Raw genomic sequence first — 16,914 nt, 5'->3', positions numbered from 1 at the left:
GCCATGCCGAGTTTGAAAGCCCTGCTGCGGGGCATGCTGGTGGCGGCGATGCTGGCCGCCGGCAGCGTCCACGCCGAACTGAACATCGAAATCGTAGGCGGCGGCGCCAGCCGCCACGCCATCTCCGTGCTGCCGTTCAAGGACGAGGGACCGACCCAGGGCAACCTGACGCCGGTGATCCGCAACGACCTGGCGCTGTCCGGCGCCTTCCGCCTGATCGATCCGTCGGCCGTCGCCAACGTCCCGTTCGAGCCTGCCGACATCCGCTATCCGCTGTGGCAGGCCGCCGGCGCGCAGTCTCTGGCCATCGGCAAGGTGGAAAACGCCGGCGGCGGCCAGATCAAGATCAGCTTCCGGCTGATGGACGCGTCGCAGCGCAAGCAGCTGACCGGCGGCGAATTCACCGTGACGCCGGACCGCAGCCGCCAGGTGGCGCACGCGATCGCCGACATGATCTATGAGGCGATCACCGGCCAGAAGGGCTTCTTCAACACCCGCCTCGCCTACGTGCTGAAATCCGGCCGCAACTTCGCGCTGCAGATTTCCGACGTCGACGGCCAGCGCAGCCAGACCATCCTGCGCTCCACCGAACCCATCATCTCGCCCAGCTGGAGCCCGGACGGCCGCTACATCGCCTATGTCTCCTTCGCCAGCCAGAAGCCGGTGGTATGGGTGCAGGATCTGGCCACCGGCCAGCGCCGCGCGGTGGCCAACTTCAAGGGCAGCAACTCCGCCCCGGCCTGGAGCCCGGACGGCAGCAAACTGGCCGTGGTGCTGACCACCAGCGGCAACTCGCAGATCTACATCATCAACGCCGCCGGCGGCTCCGCGCGCCGCCTGATGTACAACGGCGGCATCGACACCGAGCCGGCCTTCAGCCCGGACGGCTCCATGGTCTACTTCGTCTCCGACCGCAGCGGCAACCCGCAGATCTACCGAGTGCCGGTGAACGGCGGCGACGCGCAGCGCGTCACCTGGGAGGGCAATTACAATGTTTCGCCCAAATTGTCGCCGGACGGCAAGACCCTGGTCTATATTCGCCGTTCAGCCGGCAATTTCCGTGTGATGTCGCAAGATCTGGCAACTAATGACAGCCGGCAGTTGTCAGACGGTAGTTACAGTGAGCGCCCCAGCTTCGCGCCCAATGGCCGCATGGTGCTGTATTCCAGCGACGCCGGCGGACAGAGCGTGCTGTACGCGGCCACCGCCGACGGCAGCAGCAAGGTGAAACTGGCCGTGCTCAACGGTGATGTTCAGGACCCGGCATGGGGTCCGTTCAATAATCCTTGATGGGAGCCAACAATGAACCTGAAGCAACTCGCACTCGCCACCGCCGTCGCCACTTTGCTCGCCGCCTGCGCCAGCACCAAGCCGGCCGAAACCCCGGCCGCTCCGGTCACCCAAGCGCCGACCACCCAGGCCCCGGTGAGCTCGGGCAGCGAACAAAGCCAGGTAGCGGTCGATCCGCTGAATGATCCGAACAGCCCGCTGGCCAAGCGCAGCGTGTACTTCGCCTTCGACTCCTCCGCCGTCGACGGCGAAGGCAAGAACACCGTCGCCAACCACTCCGATTACCTGAAGGGTCACGACAAGAAAGTGATCATCCAGGGCAACACCGACGCCCGCGGCAGCCGCGAATACAACCTGGCCCTGGGCCAGCGCCGCGCCGAGAGCGTCAAGCACGCGATGGAAGTGCTGGGCGTGAAGGAAAGCCAGCTGGAAGCCGTCAGCTTCGGCAAGGAAAAGCCCAAGGCCACCGGCCACAGCGACGCCGACTACGCGGAAAACCGCCGCGCCGACATCGTCTACCAGGGCCAGTAAGCGCCTGGCGCGGGCGGCTTCCCGGCCGCCCGCCGTCCTCGCCCTGCCGGATATCCGCGGGCGGCTGCCAAACGGCGGCCGAACCGTTATGATGTCCGGCAATCTTCATCCATCGGAACGCCCATGAAACGCATCGCCATCAGTAGCGCCCTGCTGTTGATCCTGAACGGCTGCGCCAGCACCAGCGACCTGGAGGAGACCCGCCGCCAACTGGCGCAGGTGAACCAGCAGGCGTCCACCCGCATCAGCGCGGTGGAAAGCAAGCTGTCCAATGAGAAGCTGCTGGAGATGGTCAGCCAGGTCGACGCCCTGAAGGCCGAGGTCGCCAAGCTGCGCGGCGACGTCGAAGTGCTGAACTACAATCTGCAAACCACCCAAAAGCGCCAGAACGATCTGTACAATGATCTGGACGGCCGCCTGTCGCATCTGGAAGGCGCGCCCGGCAAGCGCGACGCCTCGCAGCCCGCCGCCCAGCAAGCCGCCGCCAGCGACAGCCAGGCCAGTCCCGACTACGACAAGGCGCTGAATCTCCTGCGCGCGCGCGACTTCCCCAACGCGATCAACGCGCTGTCGCTGTTCATCCAGCAGAACCCGCAGGCGCCGCAAGCGGCCGAGGCCAACTACTGGCTGGGCGTCGCCCACACCGCGCTGCGCCAGTACGACGCCGCCATCGACATCCACCGCCGCTTCGTCGAGCAATACCCGAACAACCATTTCGCGCCGGACGCGCTGCGCAATATCGGCAACTGCCAGCGCGACCTGGGCCAGGTGGATCAGGCGAAGAACACCTACCGCCGCCTGATCAAGCTGTACCCGAAGACCGACGCCGCGCAAAAGGCCAAGCAGGCGCTGGCCAGGATGTAAGGAAAGCATCCGGCGCGGCCGCGCCGGCAAAGGAAAAGGGCGCCGCGCGGCGCCCTTTTTTCATGGCTGTCAGGCCTCGGACAACACCAGCCTGACGTTGTGCTCTTCCAACAGCTTGGCCACCGGCTCCGGCGGCGTGGCGTCGGTGAACACGGTGTGGAACTCGCTGATGTGGCCCATGCGCACCAGCGCGTTGCGGCCGAACTTGCTGTGGTCGGCGGCCAGGTAGCGGTGGCGGGCATTGTTCATCATCGCCTGGGCGACGCGCACCTCGCGGTAGTCGAAATCCAGCAGCGAGCCGTCGGTCTCGATGCCGGACACGCCGATGATCGCGTAGTCCACCTTGAACTGGTTGATGAAGTCCAGCGTCGCCACGCCGGTGATGCCGCCGTCCGACGCGCGCACGGTGCCGGAGGTGATCATCGCGGTGAAGTCCGGGTTGGTGGACATGATGGAGGCGACGTGGATGTTGTTGGTGATGACGCGCAGCCCCTTGTGGGTGGCCGTCAGCGCCTGCGCCACCGCCTCGATGGTGGTGCCTATGCTCATGAACAGCGAGGCGTGATCGGGGATGCTGCGCGCGATCATGTCGGCGATATGGGCCTTTTCGCTCTGAAACTTTCCTTTACGAGCAAAATAGTCCTCGTTCTCCACGCTGTTCCCGAGTGCGGCGCCGCCGTGGTAGCGGCGAAGCAGATTGGCCTCGCACAGCTGGTTGATGTCGCGCCGTATCGTCTGCGGTGTGACATCAAGCAGGCGGGCCAGCTCTTCGATGGGCATGAAGCCGTTTTCGCGAACCAGCTGCAGGATTTTGTCGTGTCGTGGAGAGCGGCTCATAACTATTCGGAATCGAAAATCACGTTACTTTAGTAACATATTTTTCCCCCCGATAGCAAATGCGAACCGCAAATTTCCCGGGCTTTCCGCCTGTTTGCGAAGCCGGCGGCGTCTGGCCGCCACAACTGCGGCCGCGCTGGCCTCAGTGGACGATGGCCACCTTGCCGAAATGGCGGCGGGCGAGGAAATGCTCCCAGGCCGCGCGCGCGTCGCCGAACGGGAACACCCGGTCCACCACCGGCCGCAACTGATGCCGGGCGATGGCCCGCAGCATCGCTTCCATGCCCTCGCGGTGGCCGACCGCGATGCGGCGCAGCGTGGCCCCGCTGAGGAAGTAGCGCATGAAGTCCAGCTCCGCCGCGCCGTCGGCCAGAAAGCCGATCACCGCGATCTCGCCGCCCGGCGCCACCGCCGCCAGCGACTGCTCCAGCGTGCCCTTGCCGCCCACCTCGACCACCAGGTCCACGCCCAAGCCGCCGTTCAGCTCGCGCGCCCGCGCGCCCCACTCCGGCTCGGCGAGGTAATCGATCGCCTCGTCCGCGCCCAGCGCCTTCAGCCTGGCCGCCTTGTCCGCGCCGGAGGTGGTGGCGATCACCCGCGCGCCCATCGCCTTGGCCAGCTGCAAGGCGAACAGCGACACGCCGCCCGATCCCTGCACCAGCACCGTGTCGCCGGCCTTGACCGGTTGCGGGCCGGTCAACGCGGTCCAGGCGGTCAGCGCCGCGCACGGCAGCGTCGCCGCTTCGGCCCAGCCCAGGTGATCCGGCACGCGGACCAGCGCCTCCTCGCTCACCACCTTGTATTCGCACAGCCAGCCATCCTGGTTGCTGCCGTACTGGCGCGCCGCCTCCGCCGGCGGAAAGGGGCCGCCGAACCATTGCGGGAAGAAGGTGTTGCACACCCGGTCGCCCGGCTGGAAACGGTTGCAGCCCTCGCCCAGCGCGACGATCTCGCCCGCGCCGTCGGACAGGGGAACCAGCCCATCGCGCCAGCTCATCGGATACTGGCCGCTCAACAGCGCCAGGTCGCGGTAGTTCAACGAACTGGCGCGCACCCGCACCAGCGCTTCGCCGCGGCCGGGCGTCGGCATCGGCTCGTCATGGCGCGCCAGGTGGTCCAGCGAGCCGAAACGGGAAAAACGGTAGCCTTGCATCGGGATATCCTTGGATAAAAATCACCGGGACATCTTGCCGCGCCGCGCCGGGATGATGAATGATTGGCCGTACCCGTTTTTTCACCTTTCGTACCGGATTTCACCATGGACCTGCTGGAAGACATCTTCGCCGCGATGCGGGTGGAGAGCGCGCTGTACGCGCGGCTGGAAGCGCGCGCGCCGTGGGGCATAGACTTCGCCCACCAGGTGTCGGCGCGCTTCGGCATCGTCGCCCACGGCCGCTGCCTGCTTGACGGCGCGGGCCTGGATCAGCCGCTGCCGCTGGCGGCCGGCGACCTGTTCATCGTCAGCGGCGGCCAGCGCTTCCGCCTGATGGACGAGGCCGGCCGGGAGGCGCCGCCATGCGAGACGGTGTTCGCCGGCCGCTGCGACGGCGTGATCCGCTTCGGCGGCGACGGCGAGGAGACCGGCATCGTTTCCGGCCGCTTCGTGTTCAACGCCGCCGCCGGCGCGCCCTTGATGGACCTGCTGCCGCCGGTGCTGCACCTTCGGCTGGACGCGGAGCGGGCGCGGCTGCTGCGGGCGGCGCTGGAGATGATCGCGCGCGAGAACGCCGCCCCGGCGCTGGGTTCGCGGCTGGTGGTGCAGAAACTGGTGGACGTGCTGCTGATCGAGGCGCTGCGCATCCACTGCCTTTCCGGCCAAGGCGACGGCTGGCTGGGGGCGCTGGCCGACCGCCGGCTGTCGCCGCTATTGCAGGCCGTCCACTCCGACCTGGCCGCGCCGTGGACGCTGGAGAGCATGGCGGCGCGCGCCGGCATGTCGCGCTCGGCCTTCGCCCGCCATTTCCGCGCCCGAGTGGGCGATACGCCGCTGAATCATCTGACCGGCTGGCGCATTCAGCGCGCCCGGACGCTGCTGCGGGAAAGCCGGCTTCCCCTGGCGGAAGTGGCGGCGCGAGTCGGCTACGACAGCGACGTCGCCTTCCAGCGCGCGTTCAAGCGGCTGACCGGCCTGCCGCCGGGCGAATACCGCCGCGCGGCAGGCGCGAGCTAAGCGGCGCTACGCGCAGGCGGCCGCCAACGCGGCCTCGGCCAGGACCAGGGTGGTGTCGATCGCCGGCACGCCGCAGTTGGCGTCGTTCAACACCAGCGGCAGCTCGGTGCAGGCAAGCGCCACGCCGTCGCAGCCCAGCGCCTTCATCGCAGCCACCACTTCCAGCAGCGCCGCCAGCGTGGCTGCGCTGGCGCGGCCGGTGGGCACCAGCTCTTCGAAGATGGCGCGCTGGATCGCCGCCTGCTGGGCTTCGTCGGGAATCACCTCCTCGATGCCGCGCGCGGCCAGCGGCGCCTGGTACAGGCGGCGCGCCATGGTCCAGCGGGTGCCCAGTATCGCCACCCGTTTCAGGCCCCGCGCCGCGCAGGCGTCGGCCACAACGTCGAGGATGCTGATCAATGGAATGGGCGAACGGGCGCGGATGTCGTCCACTGCCAAATGCACGGTGTTGGCCGGGATCACCGCCAGTTCCGCGCCGGCGCCGGCCAGCCGCGTGAGCGAGCCGACGATGGAATCTGCGACCAGATCCCAACGGTCGTCATCCTGGGCCTGGTGCACCACGCCGAAATCCGGCTGGTCCAGCGCGAAGCGCGGATGATGGTGATGGGGAAAGCGGTCCGCGCACAGGCGGTGGATCTTGGACAGGCAGTCTACGGCGCCGGGCACGGTGACGCCGGCAATGCCTATGGTTTTCGCGTTCATGGCTTCTGCGTGGAAAAGCGCGCCGACAACCGGCGCGGAGTCGGCCAGTCTACCCATGCGGCATGCCGGCCGCAACGCCGCTCAGCGCTGCCAGGTGCCGCCCTGGCGAACGCGGCGGACAAACTCGTCCAGCGGCATCGGCCGGGCGATGTAGAAGCCTTGCAGCCAGTTCACGCCCAGGCGGCTGAGGTAGTCGAACTGCTCGGCGGTCTCCACCCCCTCGGCCACCGTCGCCAGGCCCAGCTTGGCCGCCAGTTCGGCCACGCTGTCGACGATATGTCCGGACAGGCCGTCGCTGCCGATGCCGGCGACGAAGCTCTGATCGATCTTCAAGCCGCCCACCGTCAGCTGCTGCAAATACACCAGGCTGGAGTGGCCGGTGCCGAAATCATCCAGCGCCACCCGGACGCCCAGCGCGTCCAGGCGGCGGAACAGCGCCTCCACCTCGGGCGTGATCGCCACCATTTCGCGCTCGGTCAGCTCCAGCGTCAGCACCGCGCCGCTTTCGGCCAGCAGGCCAGCCCAGCGACGGCAGTCATCGTACAGGCCGCCTTCCTGCAGATGGGCGCGGCTGATGTTGACGCCCAGGTGGAAGTCCGGCGCCAGCGGCAGCTTGGCCAGCTTGGCCAGCACGGCGTCCATCATCCGCCGCGTCATCTCGACGATCAGCCCGCTCTCTTCGGCGCGCGGGATGAACAGGTCGGGCCGGATCAGCCCCTCGCGCGGATGCCGCCAGCGCATCAGCACCTCGGCGCCGCGCCAGTCCGGCAGGCCGGGCTTCACGATGGGCTGCAGATAGCCTTCGAACTCGTCGTTGGCCAGCGCCCGCCGCAATTCGTCGGTGAAGGAGGCGGGGCGGCCCAGCAGCCAGTACAGCGTCGCGCCGGCCGACAGGCCCAACAGCAGCAGGATCACGGTCAGCGGCGCATGATGCGACCAAAGATGCCGGTACCACACCGGCACGTCATAGCTTGAGCGCACGGTGAACGGATAGCGGCTGGAGTGGCGGATTTCCTCCACCTGCCCGCGCGCGGGCATCGTCCCTTCGCCGTAACGGCGCGGCCCCAGCCAGTGGTCTCCCACCTGCAGAAACACCAGGATGCGGTCGCTGACGTCCTGCAAGGCCAGCTGCAGATAGCGTCCGTCAACCGTCGCCACCGCCGCGTCGCCGCCGCGATTGAGCCGGTAATACAGCAGCGGCACGTTGGGCGTGATCGCGTTGCCGGACAGCAGCTGCATCCTGCCTTGCACGAAGCCGCGCGCTGGCATCGCCCAGCGGGTGCTGCCGCTCAGCGACGAGCAATAGACGTTATCGCCGTCCAGCAGCACGGTGCTGCGCACGAAAGGCGCGACCGCCACCTGGCGGCGCAAGAAATAGACGGCCTTGTCGCACGATCCTCCGGCCAAGGGCAGCAGGATGCGCGCGGCCTCGTCGGCCTGGTCGAGGATGCCGTCCACCAGTTGCAGCCCCTGGTCCACCTGCTGCCGCACGGAAGCCTGGAGATCCTGCCGCTCCTGCCACAGCAGCGCGGGCACGGTGGCCGCAAACGGCATGGCCGCCACCAGCAGGGCGAACATCAAATGGGACAGGCGATGGCGACGGCGTGGCTGCAGGGGATTCATCGACTCTCCGCGCGTGCAATTCCGCCGTATGCGGAATTGATAATTGGTTTTAAATAATAGTCTTATTTTAAACCAAAAAATAAACCCTCCCGCAGGAGGGTTCGCGCGCGAGCCGGGCGGCTTAGCTCAGACGGCCGCGGTGGCGGGCGATCTGCGCCTTCACCTGGGCCGGCGCGGTGCCGCCGACATGGTCGCGCTGCGCCAGGCTGCCCTCCGGCGTCAACACGCCGAACACGTCGTCCTCGATCAGCGCCGAGAACTCGCGCAGCTTGGCCAGCGGCAGGTCGGCGAGATCCACGCCCAGGCCTTCGGCATGGCGCACCGCCAGTGCCACCACCTCGTGGCTGTCGCGGAAGGGCAGGCCCTTCTTGACCAGGTAGTCGGCCAGGTCGGTGGCGGTGGCGTAGCCCTGCAGCACCGCCGCGCGCATCGCCTCCGGCTTCACCGTCACGCCGCGCATCATGTCGGCGTAGATGCGCAGCGTGGTCTGCAGCGTGTCCACCGTGTCGAACAGCGGTTCCTTATCCTCCTGATTATCCTTGTTGTAGGCCAAGGGCTGGGCCTTCATCAATGTGATCAGCGCGATCAGGTGGCCGACGACGCGGCCGGATTTGCCGCGCACCAGCTCCGGCACGTCCGGGTTCTTCTTCTGCGGCATGATGGACGAGCCGGTGCAGAAGCGGTCGGCGATGTCGATGAAGCCGACGCGCGGGCTCATCCACAGGATCAGCTCTTCCGACAGCCGCGACAGGTGGATCATCGCCAGCGAGGCCGCGGCGGTGAATTCGATGGCGAAGTCGCGGTCTGACACCGCGTCCAGCGAGTTGTGGCAAACGTCGTCGAAGCCCAGCAGCTGGGCGGTGTAATGGCGGTCTATCGGATAGGTGGTGCCGGCCAGCGCCGCCGCGCCCAAGGGCAGCCGGTTGACGCGCTTGCGGCAGTCCTGCATCCGCTCGGCGTCGCGCGCCAGCATCTCCACATAGGCCAGCAGGTGGTGGCCGAAAGTGACCGGCTGCGCCACCTGCAGGTGGGTGAAGCCCGGCATCACGGTGTCGGCGTGCTGCTCGGCCAGGTCCAGCAGGCTCTTCTGCAGTTCGCCGAACAGATGGACGGTGGCGTCGATCTCGCCGCGCAGCCACAGCCGGATGTCGGTGGCCACCTGGTCGTTGCGGCTGCGGCCGGTGTGCAGGCGCTTGCCGGCGTCGCCGATGCGGTCGGTCAGACGGCGCTCGATGTTCATGTGCACGTCTTCGAGGTCCACGCTCCACTCAAGCTTGCCTGCGCGGATCTCGTCGCGGATGTCCGCCATGCCTCGTCGGATCGACTCCAGGTCGGCGTCGGACAGCACGCCCGATCGGTTCAGCATCGCGGCGTGGGCGAGCGAGCCTTCGATGTCCACCTCGGCCAGTCGGTAATCGAAACCGATGGAGGCGGTGTAGTGCTTGACGAGTTCGGAAACCGGCTCGGAAAAACGGCCGGACCAGGCGTGTTGGTCTTGCATGGCGTAGCGTCCTGCGGTGAGGGTGCGAAAACCCTACTATGCCAGCCGCAACCGCCCACGGCCAGCGCGGATTTGTCCTACCGTCCGGCAGCCGCAAGGACGCGGGCGACGGTGCCGTCGGCCACCATGCCGCGCAAGGCCTGTTCAAGGTCCGCCTTGCGCGGATGGAGCAGCGAGCGCCGCGCCAGCGCCAGCCGGTTGGGATGGCGGTCGTCCAGCGTCAGCGCGGCCCGCTTCACCCGGCCGGCGAACTCGGGCCGCGCGGCCAGCGCCGCGCCCTGGCTCGCGTTTACGATCAAGGCGTCTACGCGGCCGGCCGCCAGTTTGCGAAAACCGGACTCCATGCCGGGGCTGGCGTCGCGGCGGATGCGGGCGTCGCGGTCGAAGCCCGCCTCGTAGCTCACGCCCTCCGACACGCCGACCGTCAGCGGCAGCAGATCGTCGTAGCGGGCCAGCGCGCGCGCGTCGCCGCTGCGCTGGTAAAACACCAGATGGTTGCTGTTGGCGAAGGGCGGCATCAGGAAATCCAGATAGCGCGACCGCTCCGGCGTGGGCCGCACGCCTATCATCAGGTCGGCCCGTCCCTGCTGCATCGCCGCCAGGCAGCGCGACAGCGGGCAATGCAGGAAGCGCAGCGGCAGGCCCAGCCGCCGCGCCAGCTCGCGCACGATCTCGGTGTACGGTCCGGCCGGCTCCCCGCGCGCATCCAGTTTTTTCCACGGCTCGAACACGTTGTAGGCCAGCACCAGCTCGCGCGCATCCGCCAGCGCCGGCTCGAACGCCAGGCAAAACAACAGCAGGACGATCAGTTTCTTCACGGCATTTGCTTGGAGATGTTTTCAGCAATGCTATCCCCTAAGCGACATGCGCTGCGCATTTGTCGACCGCGCTCCCCGCCGCTGTTGCGAAAACGCCATCCAGTCGGCAAGGCCGGCGGCGACAAGCCATTGATCGGAAAGCGGGAACCGCCGCCGCCGCGCTAGCCGGCGGCGGCTTGCGAAAAATACCACTCTGGCAACATAGATATGATCCGGACGCGAAAAAGGCCCGGCATGCCGGGCCTTCGCCAACTGGACTCCGCAGCGGCTCAGTGCTGCAGGATCTTGGACAGGAACTGGCGCGCGCGCTCGCTGCGGGCGTCCAGGTCGCCGAAAAACTCGTCCTTGGCGCAATCCTCGACGATGCGGCCCTGGTCCATGAAGATCACCCGGCCGGCCACGCGGCGGGCGAAGCCCATCTCGTGGGTCACGCACATCATGGTCATGCCCTCGTGCGCCAGCTCGGTCATCACGTCCAGCACCTCGTTGATCATCTCCGGGTCCAGCGCGCTGGTCGGCTCGTCGAACAACATCGCGATCGGGTCCATCGCCAGCGCGCGGGCGATGGCCACCCGCTGCTGCTGGCCGCCGGACAGCTGGCCGGGATGCTTGTCGGCGTGCGCCCTGAGGCCGACGCGGTCCAGCAGCTTCAGGCCCTTGGCCATCGCCTCGTCCCGGCTGCGGCCCAGCACCTTGATCTGGGCGATGGCCAGGTTCTCGGTGATGGTCAGGTGCGGGAACAGCTCGAAGTGCTGGAACACCATGCCGACGCGGCTACGCAGCTTGGGCAGGTCGGTTTTCGGATCGCCGACCGAGATGCCGTCGACGACGATCTCGCCCTGCTGGAACGGCTCCAGCGCGTTCACGCACTTGATCAGGGTGGACTTGCCGGAGCCGGACGGCCCGCACACCACCACCACCTCGCCCTTGGCGACCTGGGTGGTGCAGTCGGTCAGCACCTGGAAGGCGCCATACCATTTGCTGACCTTGTTCAGCGAAATCATTGCAGTCATACAGCCAACCTTTGTTGCAGGCGCTTCACCAGGCGGGAGGCGCCGAAACTGATCAGGAAGTAGACCATGCCGGCGAATATCAGGAATTCGTGCGGCAGGCCGACGATGTCGCCCTTGGAGCGGGCGGTGTTGAGGAAATCCATCAAGCCGACAGCGTATACCAGAGAGGTGTCCTGGAACAGGATGATGGACTGCTGCAAGAGCAGCGGCAACATCTTGCGCAGCGCCTGCGGCAGCACGATCAATCCCATCACCTGGTGGTAGCGCATGCCCAGCGCGTAGGCGGCATTGGGCTGGCCCTTCGGTATCGCCTGGATGCCGGCGCGGACGATCTCGGCGAAATAGGCCGCCTCGAACATCACGAAAGCCACCAGGCAGGAGGTGAACGCCCCCACCGGCTCCAGATTGCCAGTGATCCAGTTCAGCAGCATCGGCACCGCCAGGTAGAACCAGGAGATCACCAGCAGCAGCGGAATGGAGCGGAAGTAATAGATGTAGGCGGTGGCGAAGCCCGACAACACCTTGTTGCTGGACAGGCGCGCCAGCGCCAGCAGGATGCCGAGCAGCACGCCGCCCGCCACGCCGCCGGCCAGCATCTTCAGCGTCAGCAGCATGCCTTGGCTCAGGCCCGGCAGCGCCGGAACGATTTGGCTGAAATCCATCATTTGCCTCCCATCATGCCGGGCACCCTAAGTTTCTTCTCCAGCGCGTTCATCATCAGCATCAAACTCATGTTGAGCGTGAAGTAGATGACCGTGGCCAGGGTGAAGGCCTCGAACAGGTTGGCGGAAAACTCGGCGGTCTGCTTGGTCTGCGCCAGCAGCTCGGCCAGGCCGATCAGCGACGCCACCGACGAGTTCTTGATGATGTTCAGGAATTCGCTGGTCAAAGGCGGGATGATGATGCGCATCGCCTGCGGCAGCAGCACGTGGCGGTAAGTCTGGCCGAGCGAGAATCCCACCGCCATCGCCGCGTTGCGCTGGCCGCGCGGCAGCGCCTCGATGCCGGTGCGCACCTGCTCCGCCACCCGGGCCGCGGTGAACAGGCCCAGGCACACCACCACCGACAGGAACTGCGAGGTGGTCGGCGACAGGTCCTGCTTGAACCAGACCTGGGCGCCCTCCGGCAGCAGGTCCGGCACCAGGAAGTACCAGACGAACAGCTGCACCAAGAGCGGCACATTGCGGAACAACTCGACGTAGACGGTCGCCAGGCTGGCGATCCAGCGATTGGGCAGCGTGCGCGCCACCCCGACCGCGATGCCCAGCAGCAGCGCGATGATCCAGCCGCTGAGCGACACCGCCAGCGTCCAGCCCAGCCCGCTGGCGAACCAGCTCAGATAGATCTCGCTACCGACACCGGTGGGTTTGAAGAAGACTCCCCAGTCCCAGTGATAATTCATTGCAAGCACTCCCAGCCGCGCGTCGGGAAGACGGCGCGGCGATCGATGCCCCTGCGGCCGGATTCCGGCCGCGCAGGATCAAGCCGCCGCCCGCGAAAACGGGCGGCTCGCGTCACAAACTTCAGGGCGAGGGCCGCGGACGCGGCCCGTCCGCGTCACTCGGCCGGCTTGTCGGTCGGCTTGGCCAACAGCGCCTTCAGTTCGTCGGACATCGGGAAGTTGAGGTTCAGGCCCTTGGGCGGCACCGGGCTGGTGAACCAGCGGGCGTAGATCTTGTTCACTTCGCCGGACTTGAAGGTCTTCTCCAGCGCGGTGTCCACCACCTTCTTGAACGCCGGATCCTCCTTGCGCAGCATGCAGCCGTAGATCTCGTAGGACTGCGACTTGCCGGTGACGACCCAGTTGGCCGGGTTCTTGGCCTTGGCCATTTCGCCGTACAAGAGCGCGTCGTCCATCATGAAGGCGGCGGCGCGGCCGGATTCCAGCATCAGGAACGATTCGCCGTGGTCCTTGGCCGAGATCACGTTCATGCCCATGTTCTTGCTGGCGTTCATCGCCTTGATCAGGCGCTCGGACGTGGTGCCGGCGGTGGTGACCACGTTCTTGCCCTTCAGGTCCGGGAAGTCCTTGACGCCGGAGGTCTTGGCGGTGAGCAGACGGGTGCCGATCTCGAAGATGCCGACCGAGAACGCCACCTGCTTGCCGCGCTCGGCGTTATTGGTGGTGGAGCCGCACTCCAGGTCGACGGTGCCGTTCTGCACCAGCGGGATGCGGGTCTGCGAGGTGACCAGATTGTATTTCACCTGCAGGTTCGGCATCTTCAGCTCCTTCTTCACCTCGTCCACCACTTTATTGGCGAGGTCCACCGAGTAGCCGATCGGCTTCTGGTTGTTGTCGTAGTACGAGAAGGGAATGGAAGAGTCGCGGTTGCCCAGCACGATCACGCCGGAATCCTTGATCTTCTTCAGGGTGCCGGTCAGCTCGGCCGCGCCTGCGGGCAGCGCGGCGAGGGTGGCCATGGCGGCCAGCGTACATCCAGCGACGACGGAGGTGCGAATGCGCATGAGGTTTCTCCTTATAGACTCTCTTTGCGGGGTAAAGCGGCGCCGCTGTCGCGGCGCCATGATCTTCTTTTTAGTGATTGTCTGACAGTATGCTGTTATTTTTTGTTTGTGTCAGAACTTAGCGCAACGGGAAGCCACGCCAAGCCGCGGAGCGCGCTCAGCCGCGCGCGCCCTTGTCGGACAAATGGTTCGCCAGACGGACGTAGTCCTCCACCCGCAGGTTCTCCGGGCGCAGGCCGGGATCGATCCCCAGCGCTTCCAGATCGGCCACGTCGGCCAGGCCCTTCAGGTTGTTGCGCAGCGTCTTGCGGCGCTGGGCGAAAGCCTGGATCACCAGCTTCTCCAGCAGCGCCTCGTCGCGGGCGACGCCGCAGCGGCCCGGCGCCGGCATCATCCGCACCACGGCGGAATCCACCTTCGGCGGCGGCCAGAACGCTTCCGGCGGCACGAACAGGATGTTCTCCATGTAGAAGCGGTACTGCAGCATCACCGACAGCCGGCCGTAGTCGGCGGTGGAGGGCTCGGCCACCATCCGCTCGATCACTTCCTTTTGCAGCATGAAGTGCATGTCCAGCACCCGGTTGCCGTAAGTGGCCAGGTGGAACAGCAGCGGCGTGGAGATGTTGTACGGCAGGTTGCCGACGATCTTCAGCGGCGCCTCGCTGACCGAGGCGAAGTCGAATGCCAGCGCGTCGCCGCCGTGGATGGTCAGCTTGTCGGCCGGATGCTCGGCGCGCAGGCGCTCGATGATGTCGCGGTCGATTTCCACCACGTGCAGGTGCTTCAGCCGCGACAGCAGCGGCTTGGTGATGGCGCCCAGGCCGGGGCCGATTTCGATCACGATGTCGTCCGGCTGCGGATTGACCGCGTGGACGATGCCGGCGATGACGCTGGCGTCCTGCAGGAAGTTCTGCCCGAAACGCTTGCGCGGTATGTGCTTGCTCATGAATCTGCCAATCTTGGGAACAGCCGCGATTGTACTCGCGCGGCGGCAAATGTCCCAAGCGATTCAGGCAGTTGGCCGCCGGCGGCGGCCCAAAACGCGCCTCAGCCCCGCGCCGGCATGCGCCATTGCAGCGCCAGGCAGCCCAGCGACAGCGCGATCACCGCGCCGCCCAGCGCCAGTTCGCCCGCCACCGGCAGCGCGGCCAGCAGCGCCGACAAGGCCGAGGCGAACAGCATCTGCGCGCAGCCCAGCAGCGCCGCCGCGCGGCCGGCCGACTCCGCGAACGGCGCCATCGCCATGCCCGCCGCCGGGCCCAGCGTGAAGGCGAAGCCCACGCTCAGCACCGCGATCGGCAGCATGTAATGCCAGGCGCCGGGCTGATGCGCCAGCGCCGGCAGCAACGCGCCGGCCGCCAGCATGATCGCCAGGCCCGTCTTCAATACCCGGCGCGGCCCCAGCCGGCCGATCAGGCCCAGGCCGATGAAGCTGGCCGCCATGATCAGCAGCGCGTTGGCGCCGAACAGCAGGCCGAAGGTGGCCGCAGACAGCCCGCCACGCTCGATCAGCACCGTCGGCGCCAGCGTCACGTAGCTGACGATCAGGCCCAGCGCGGTGCTGCTGCAGGCGCCGTTGCGCAGCAGCGCCGGATGGCGCAGCACCTGCAGGAAGCCGGGGCCCGCCGCGCTCTCCACGCGCTCCGGCCGCGTTTCCGGCATCAGCCGCGCCAGCAGCGCCAGCGCGGCCAGCGCCGACACCGCCAGGAACAGGAAACAGGACTGCCAGCCGTACAGCTCGGTCAGCACCCCGCCCAGCGCCGGCGCCAGCGCCGGCACGATATTGAGCGCGCCGTTGAGCATGCTGTAGCGCTGCGCCGCCGCGTTGCCGGAAAAGCAGTCGCGGATGATGGTGAACGCGCACACCGAGCTGGCGCTGGCGCCCAGGCCCTGCAGCATCCGCGCCAGCATGAAGCTGCCCATCGAATCGCTGAGGCTGGCCAGCGCCGAGCCCAGCGCGTAGGCCAGCAGGCCGCCCAGCGCCACCGGGCGGCGGCCGGCGCGGTCGGCCAGCGGGCCGAACAAGAGCTGGCCCAGGCCCAGACAGAACACGAACACGCTGATGCTGGCCGACACATCGGCCTGGAAATGGCGCTGCAGCGCCGGCAGCGCGGCCAGGTACAAATCCACGCCCAAGGGGTTGAACAGAATCAGCAGGATGGCGGCGGCGGTGGCCGGATTCGACTGGCGGACGGCAAGGCTGGAATGCGGCATGACGCGTGCTTCGAAGGGCGAAAGTCGACAGTTTATCAAACCCTGCCCATATCTCCAATTGGCATAAAATTATCATCTTTAAAAATCAATGGCATATCGGCGGATCGGCATGCAGCCGGGAGATTACAATCGTTCACCAAATCCACGCCGCCGCAAGGCCTTGAATCGAAAGGCAGAATCCGCGCCGGCCGCGGCCCGCCGCGCCGCGGAGATGGTTGCCTCGGGGCCGCTCTGGTAACCTAGGCGGCAGCCCAAGAACAAACGAGCAGCCTGACATGAGCACCAATGACACCCGAATATACCTGGCCTCCGGCAGCCCGCGCCGCCGCGAGATACTGGAACAGCTGGGCCTGCATCTGGAACGCATCCATGCCGACATCGACGAGACGGTGCGGCCGGGCGAAGACGCCGTCGCCTACACCGAGCGGCTGGCGCGCGAGAAGGCCGAAGCCGGCTGGCGCGTGGTCTCCTCCTGCGGCCTGCCAGAGCGTCCGCTGCTGGCCGCCGACACCACGGTGACCCAGGACGGCGAAATCTTCGGCAAGCCGGAAAACGCCGACGACGCCCGCCGCATGCTGCGCGCCTTCTCCGGCCGCAGCCATCAGGCCATCACCAGCGTCGCCGTGCGCGACGGCGGCAAGCTGCTCGTAAAAACCTCGGTCACCGACGTGTTCTTCAAACCCCTGTCCGACGCCGAGATCGAGCGCTATATAGCCAGCGGCGAGCCGTTCGACAAAGCCGGCGCCTACGGCATCCAGGGCAAGGCCGGCGTGTTCATCGAACATATAGAAGGCAGCTACACCGGCGTGATGGGCCTGCCGGTGCACGAAACCGCGTTGCTCCTGGCCGAGTTCGGCTTCGAATTGCCATGAGCCGGGAGGGCGC

Annotated in this window: 17 protein-coding genes; 5 read left to right on the top strand and 12 right to left on the bottom strand. The window is 66.9% G+C overall.

The features are described 5' to 3' along the window. Nucleotides 1-3 precede the first annotated feature (3 nt). The 3 genes from tolB to ybgF all read left to right on the top strand — a co-directional run bounded on the left by tolB (nucleotide 4) and on the right by ybgF (nucleotide 2,685). Nucleotides 4-1,290: a Tol-Pal system beta propeller repeat protein TolB gene (gene tolB / locus BKX93_RS14885; RefSeq protein WP_070980422.1), complete on the top strand. Its 1,287-nt coding sequence runs from the start codon at nucleotides 4-6 to the stop codon at nucleotides 1,288-1,290. Between the two features lie 12 nt (nucleotides 1,291-1,302). After that, on the top strand, nucleotides 1,303-1,821 hold the full coding sequence (locus BKX93_RS14880; RefSeq protein WP_046167585.1) for an OmpA family protein: 519 nt from the start codon (nucleotides 1,303-1,305) through the stop codon (nucleotides 1,819-1,821). 123 nt (nucleotides 1,822-1,944) lie between these two features. After that, nucleotides 1,945-2,685, top strand: coding sequence for a tol-pal system protein YbgF (ybgF, locus tag BKX93_RS14875; protein ID WP_070980420.1), 741 nt, complete (start codon nucleotides 1,945-1,947; stop codon nucleotides 2,683-2,685). 69 nt (nucleotides 2,686-2,754) lie between these two features. On the opposite strand, the gene BKX93_RS14870 is transcribed toward ybgF, so the two are convergent. After that, entirely contained in the window at nucleotides 2,755-3,522 is a 768-nt protein-coding gene (locus BKX93_RS14870; RefSeq protein WP_021478820.1) for a DeoR/GlpR family DNA-binding transcription regulator, read from the bottom strand. A gap of 142 nt (nucleotides 3,523-3,664) precedes the next feature. Further along, entirely contained in the window at nucleotides 3,665-4,675 is a 1,011-nt protein-coding gene (locus BKX93_RS14865; protein WP_082107157.1) for a zinc-dependent alcohol dehydrogenase family protein, read from the bottom strand. Between the two features lie 105 nt (nucleotides 4,676-4,780). On the opposite strand from BKX93_RS14865, the gene BKX93_RS14860 reads away from it, so the two are divergent. Further along, entirely contained in the window at nucleotides 4,781-5,692 is a 912-nt protein-coding gene (locus BKX93_RS14860; RefSeq protein ID WP_046167588.1) for an AraC family transcriptional regulator, read from the top strand. A 6-nt stretch (nucleotides 5,693-5,698) separates the two neighbouring features. Here the strand turns inward: BKX93_RS14860 and BKX93_RS14855 are convergent, their stop codons facing one another. The 10 genes from BKX93_RS14855 to BKX93_RS14810 form a co-directional block, all read right to left on the bottom strand. Beyond that, nucleotides 5,699-6,394: an aspartate/glutamate racemase family protein gene (locus tag BKX93_RS14855; protein WP_052717495.1), complete on the bottom strand. Its 696-nt coding sequence runs from the start codon at nucleotides 6,392-6,394 to the stop codon at nucleotides 5,699-5,701. An 81-nt stretch (nucleotides 6,395-6,475) separates the two neighbouring features. After that, the gene (locus BKX93_RS14850) at nucleotides 6,476-8,017 is read right to left on the bottom strand and encodes an EAL domain-containing protein (RefSeq protein ID WP_046158651.1); all 1,542 of its coding nucleotides are present in this window, start codon (nucleotides 8,015-8,017) and stop codon (nucleotides 6,476-6,478) included. A 121-nt stretch (nucleotides 8,018-8,138) separates the two neighbouring features. Then, nucleotides 8,139-9,518 (bottom strand): argininosuccinate lyase, encoded by a 1,380-nt coding sequence (gene argH, locus BKX93_RS14845; RefSeq protein ID WP_070980418.1) that lies wholly within the window; start codon nucleotides 9,516-9,518, stop codon nucleotides 8,139-8,141. A 77-nt stretch (nucleotides 9,519-9,595) separates the two neighbouring features. Then, the gene (locus BKX93_RS14840; RefSeq protein WP_070980416.1) at nucleotides 9,596-10,336 is read right to left on the bottom strand and encodes a substrate-binding periplasmic protein; all 741 of its coding nucleotides are present in this window, start codon (nucleotides 10,334-10,336) and stop codon (nucleotides 9,596-9,598) included. A 269-nt stretch (nucleotides 10,337-10,605) separates the two neighbouring features. Beyond that, nucleotides 10,606-11,340 (bottom strand): amino acid ABC transporter ATP-binding protein, encoded by a 735-nt coding sequence (locus tag BKX93_RS14835; RefSeq protein WP_070980415.1) that lies wholly within the window; start codon nucleotides 11,338-11,340, stop codon nucleotides 10,606-10,608. A gap of 5 nt (nucleotides 11,341-11,345) precedes the next feature. Next, nucleotides 11,346-12,011, bottom strand: coding sequence for an amino acid ABC transporter permease (locus tag BKX93_RS14830; RefSeq protein ID WP_046158659.1), 666 nt, complete (start codon nucleotides 12,009-12,011; stop codon nucleotides 11,346-11,348). Beyond that, nucleotides 12,011-12,751, bottom strand: a complete 741-nt coding sequence (locus BKX93_RS14825; protein ID WP_070980413.1) for an amino acid ABC transporter permease — start codon at nucleotides 12,749-12,751, stop codon at nucleotides 12,011-12,013. Before BKX93_RS14825 ends, BKX93_RS14830 begins: the two co-directional genes overlap by 1 nt. 155 nt (nucleotides 12,752-12,906) lie before the next feature. Then, nucleotides 12,907-13,815 carry a glutamate/aspartate ABC transporter substrate-binding protein gene (locus tag BKX93_RS14820; RefSeq protein WP_046158646.1) on the bottom strand — a complete coding sequence of 303 codons (909 nt, stop codon included), beginning with the start codon at nucleotides 13,813-13,815 and terminating at the stop codon, nucleotides 12,907-12,909. Nucleotides 13,816-13,972: 157 nt separating this feature from the next. Next, nucleotides 13,973-14,761, bottom strand: coding sequence for a 16S rRNA (adenine(1518)-N(6)/adenine(1519)-N(6))-dimethyltransferase RsmA (gene rsmA / locus BKX93_RS14815; protein WP_046167592.1), 789 nt, complete (start codon nucleotides 14,759-14,761; stop codon nucleotides 13,973-13,975). Between the two features lie 101 nt (nucleotides 14,762-14,862). Beyond that, on the bottom strand, nucleotides 14,863-16,029 hold the full coding sequence (locus BKX93_RS14810; RefSeq protein WP_046167593.1) for a multidrug effflux MFS transporter: 1,167 nt from the start codon (nucleotides 16,027-16,029) through the stop codon (nucleotides 14,863-14,865). A gap of 275 nt (nucleotides 16,030-16,304) precedes the next feature. Here BKX93_RS14810 and BKX93_RS14805 point away from each other — a divergent pair, with 275 nt between their 5' ends. Next, the gene (locus BKX93_RS14805; protein WP_046158643.1) at nucleotides 16,305-16,901 is read left to right on the top strand and encodes a Maf family protein; all 597 of its coding nucleotides are present in this window, start codon (nucleotides 16,305-16,307) and stop codon (nucleotides 16,899-16,901) included. The last annotated feature ends 13 nt before the right edge of the window (nucleotides 16,902-16,914 follow it).

This window comes from Chromobacterium vaccinii, assembly GCF_001855275.1.
Taxonomy (GTDB): domain Bacteria; phylum Pseudomonadota; class Gammaproteobacteria; order Burkholderiales; family Chromobacteriaceae; genus Chromobacterium; species Chromobacterium vaccinii.
The sequence above is the reverse complement of the archived record's forward strand: the minus strand, read 5'-3'. Positions and strand labels throughout refer to the sequence as shown.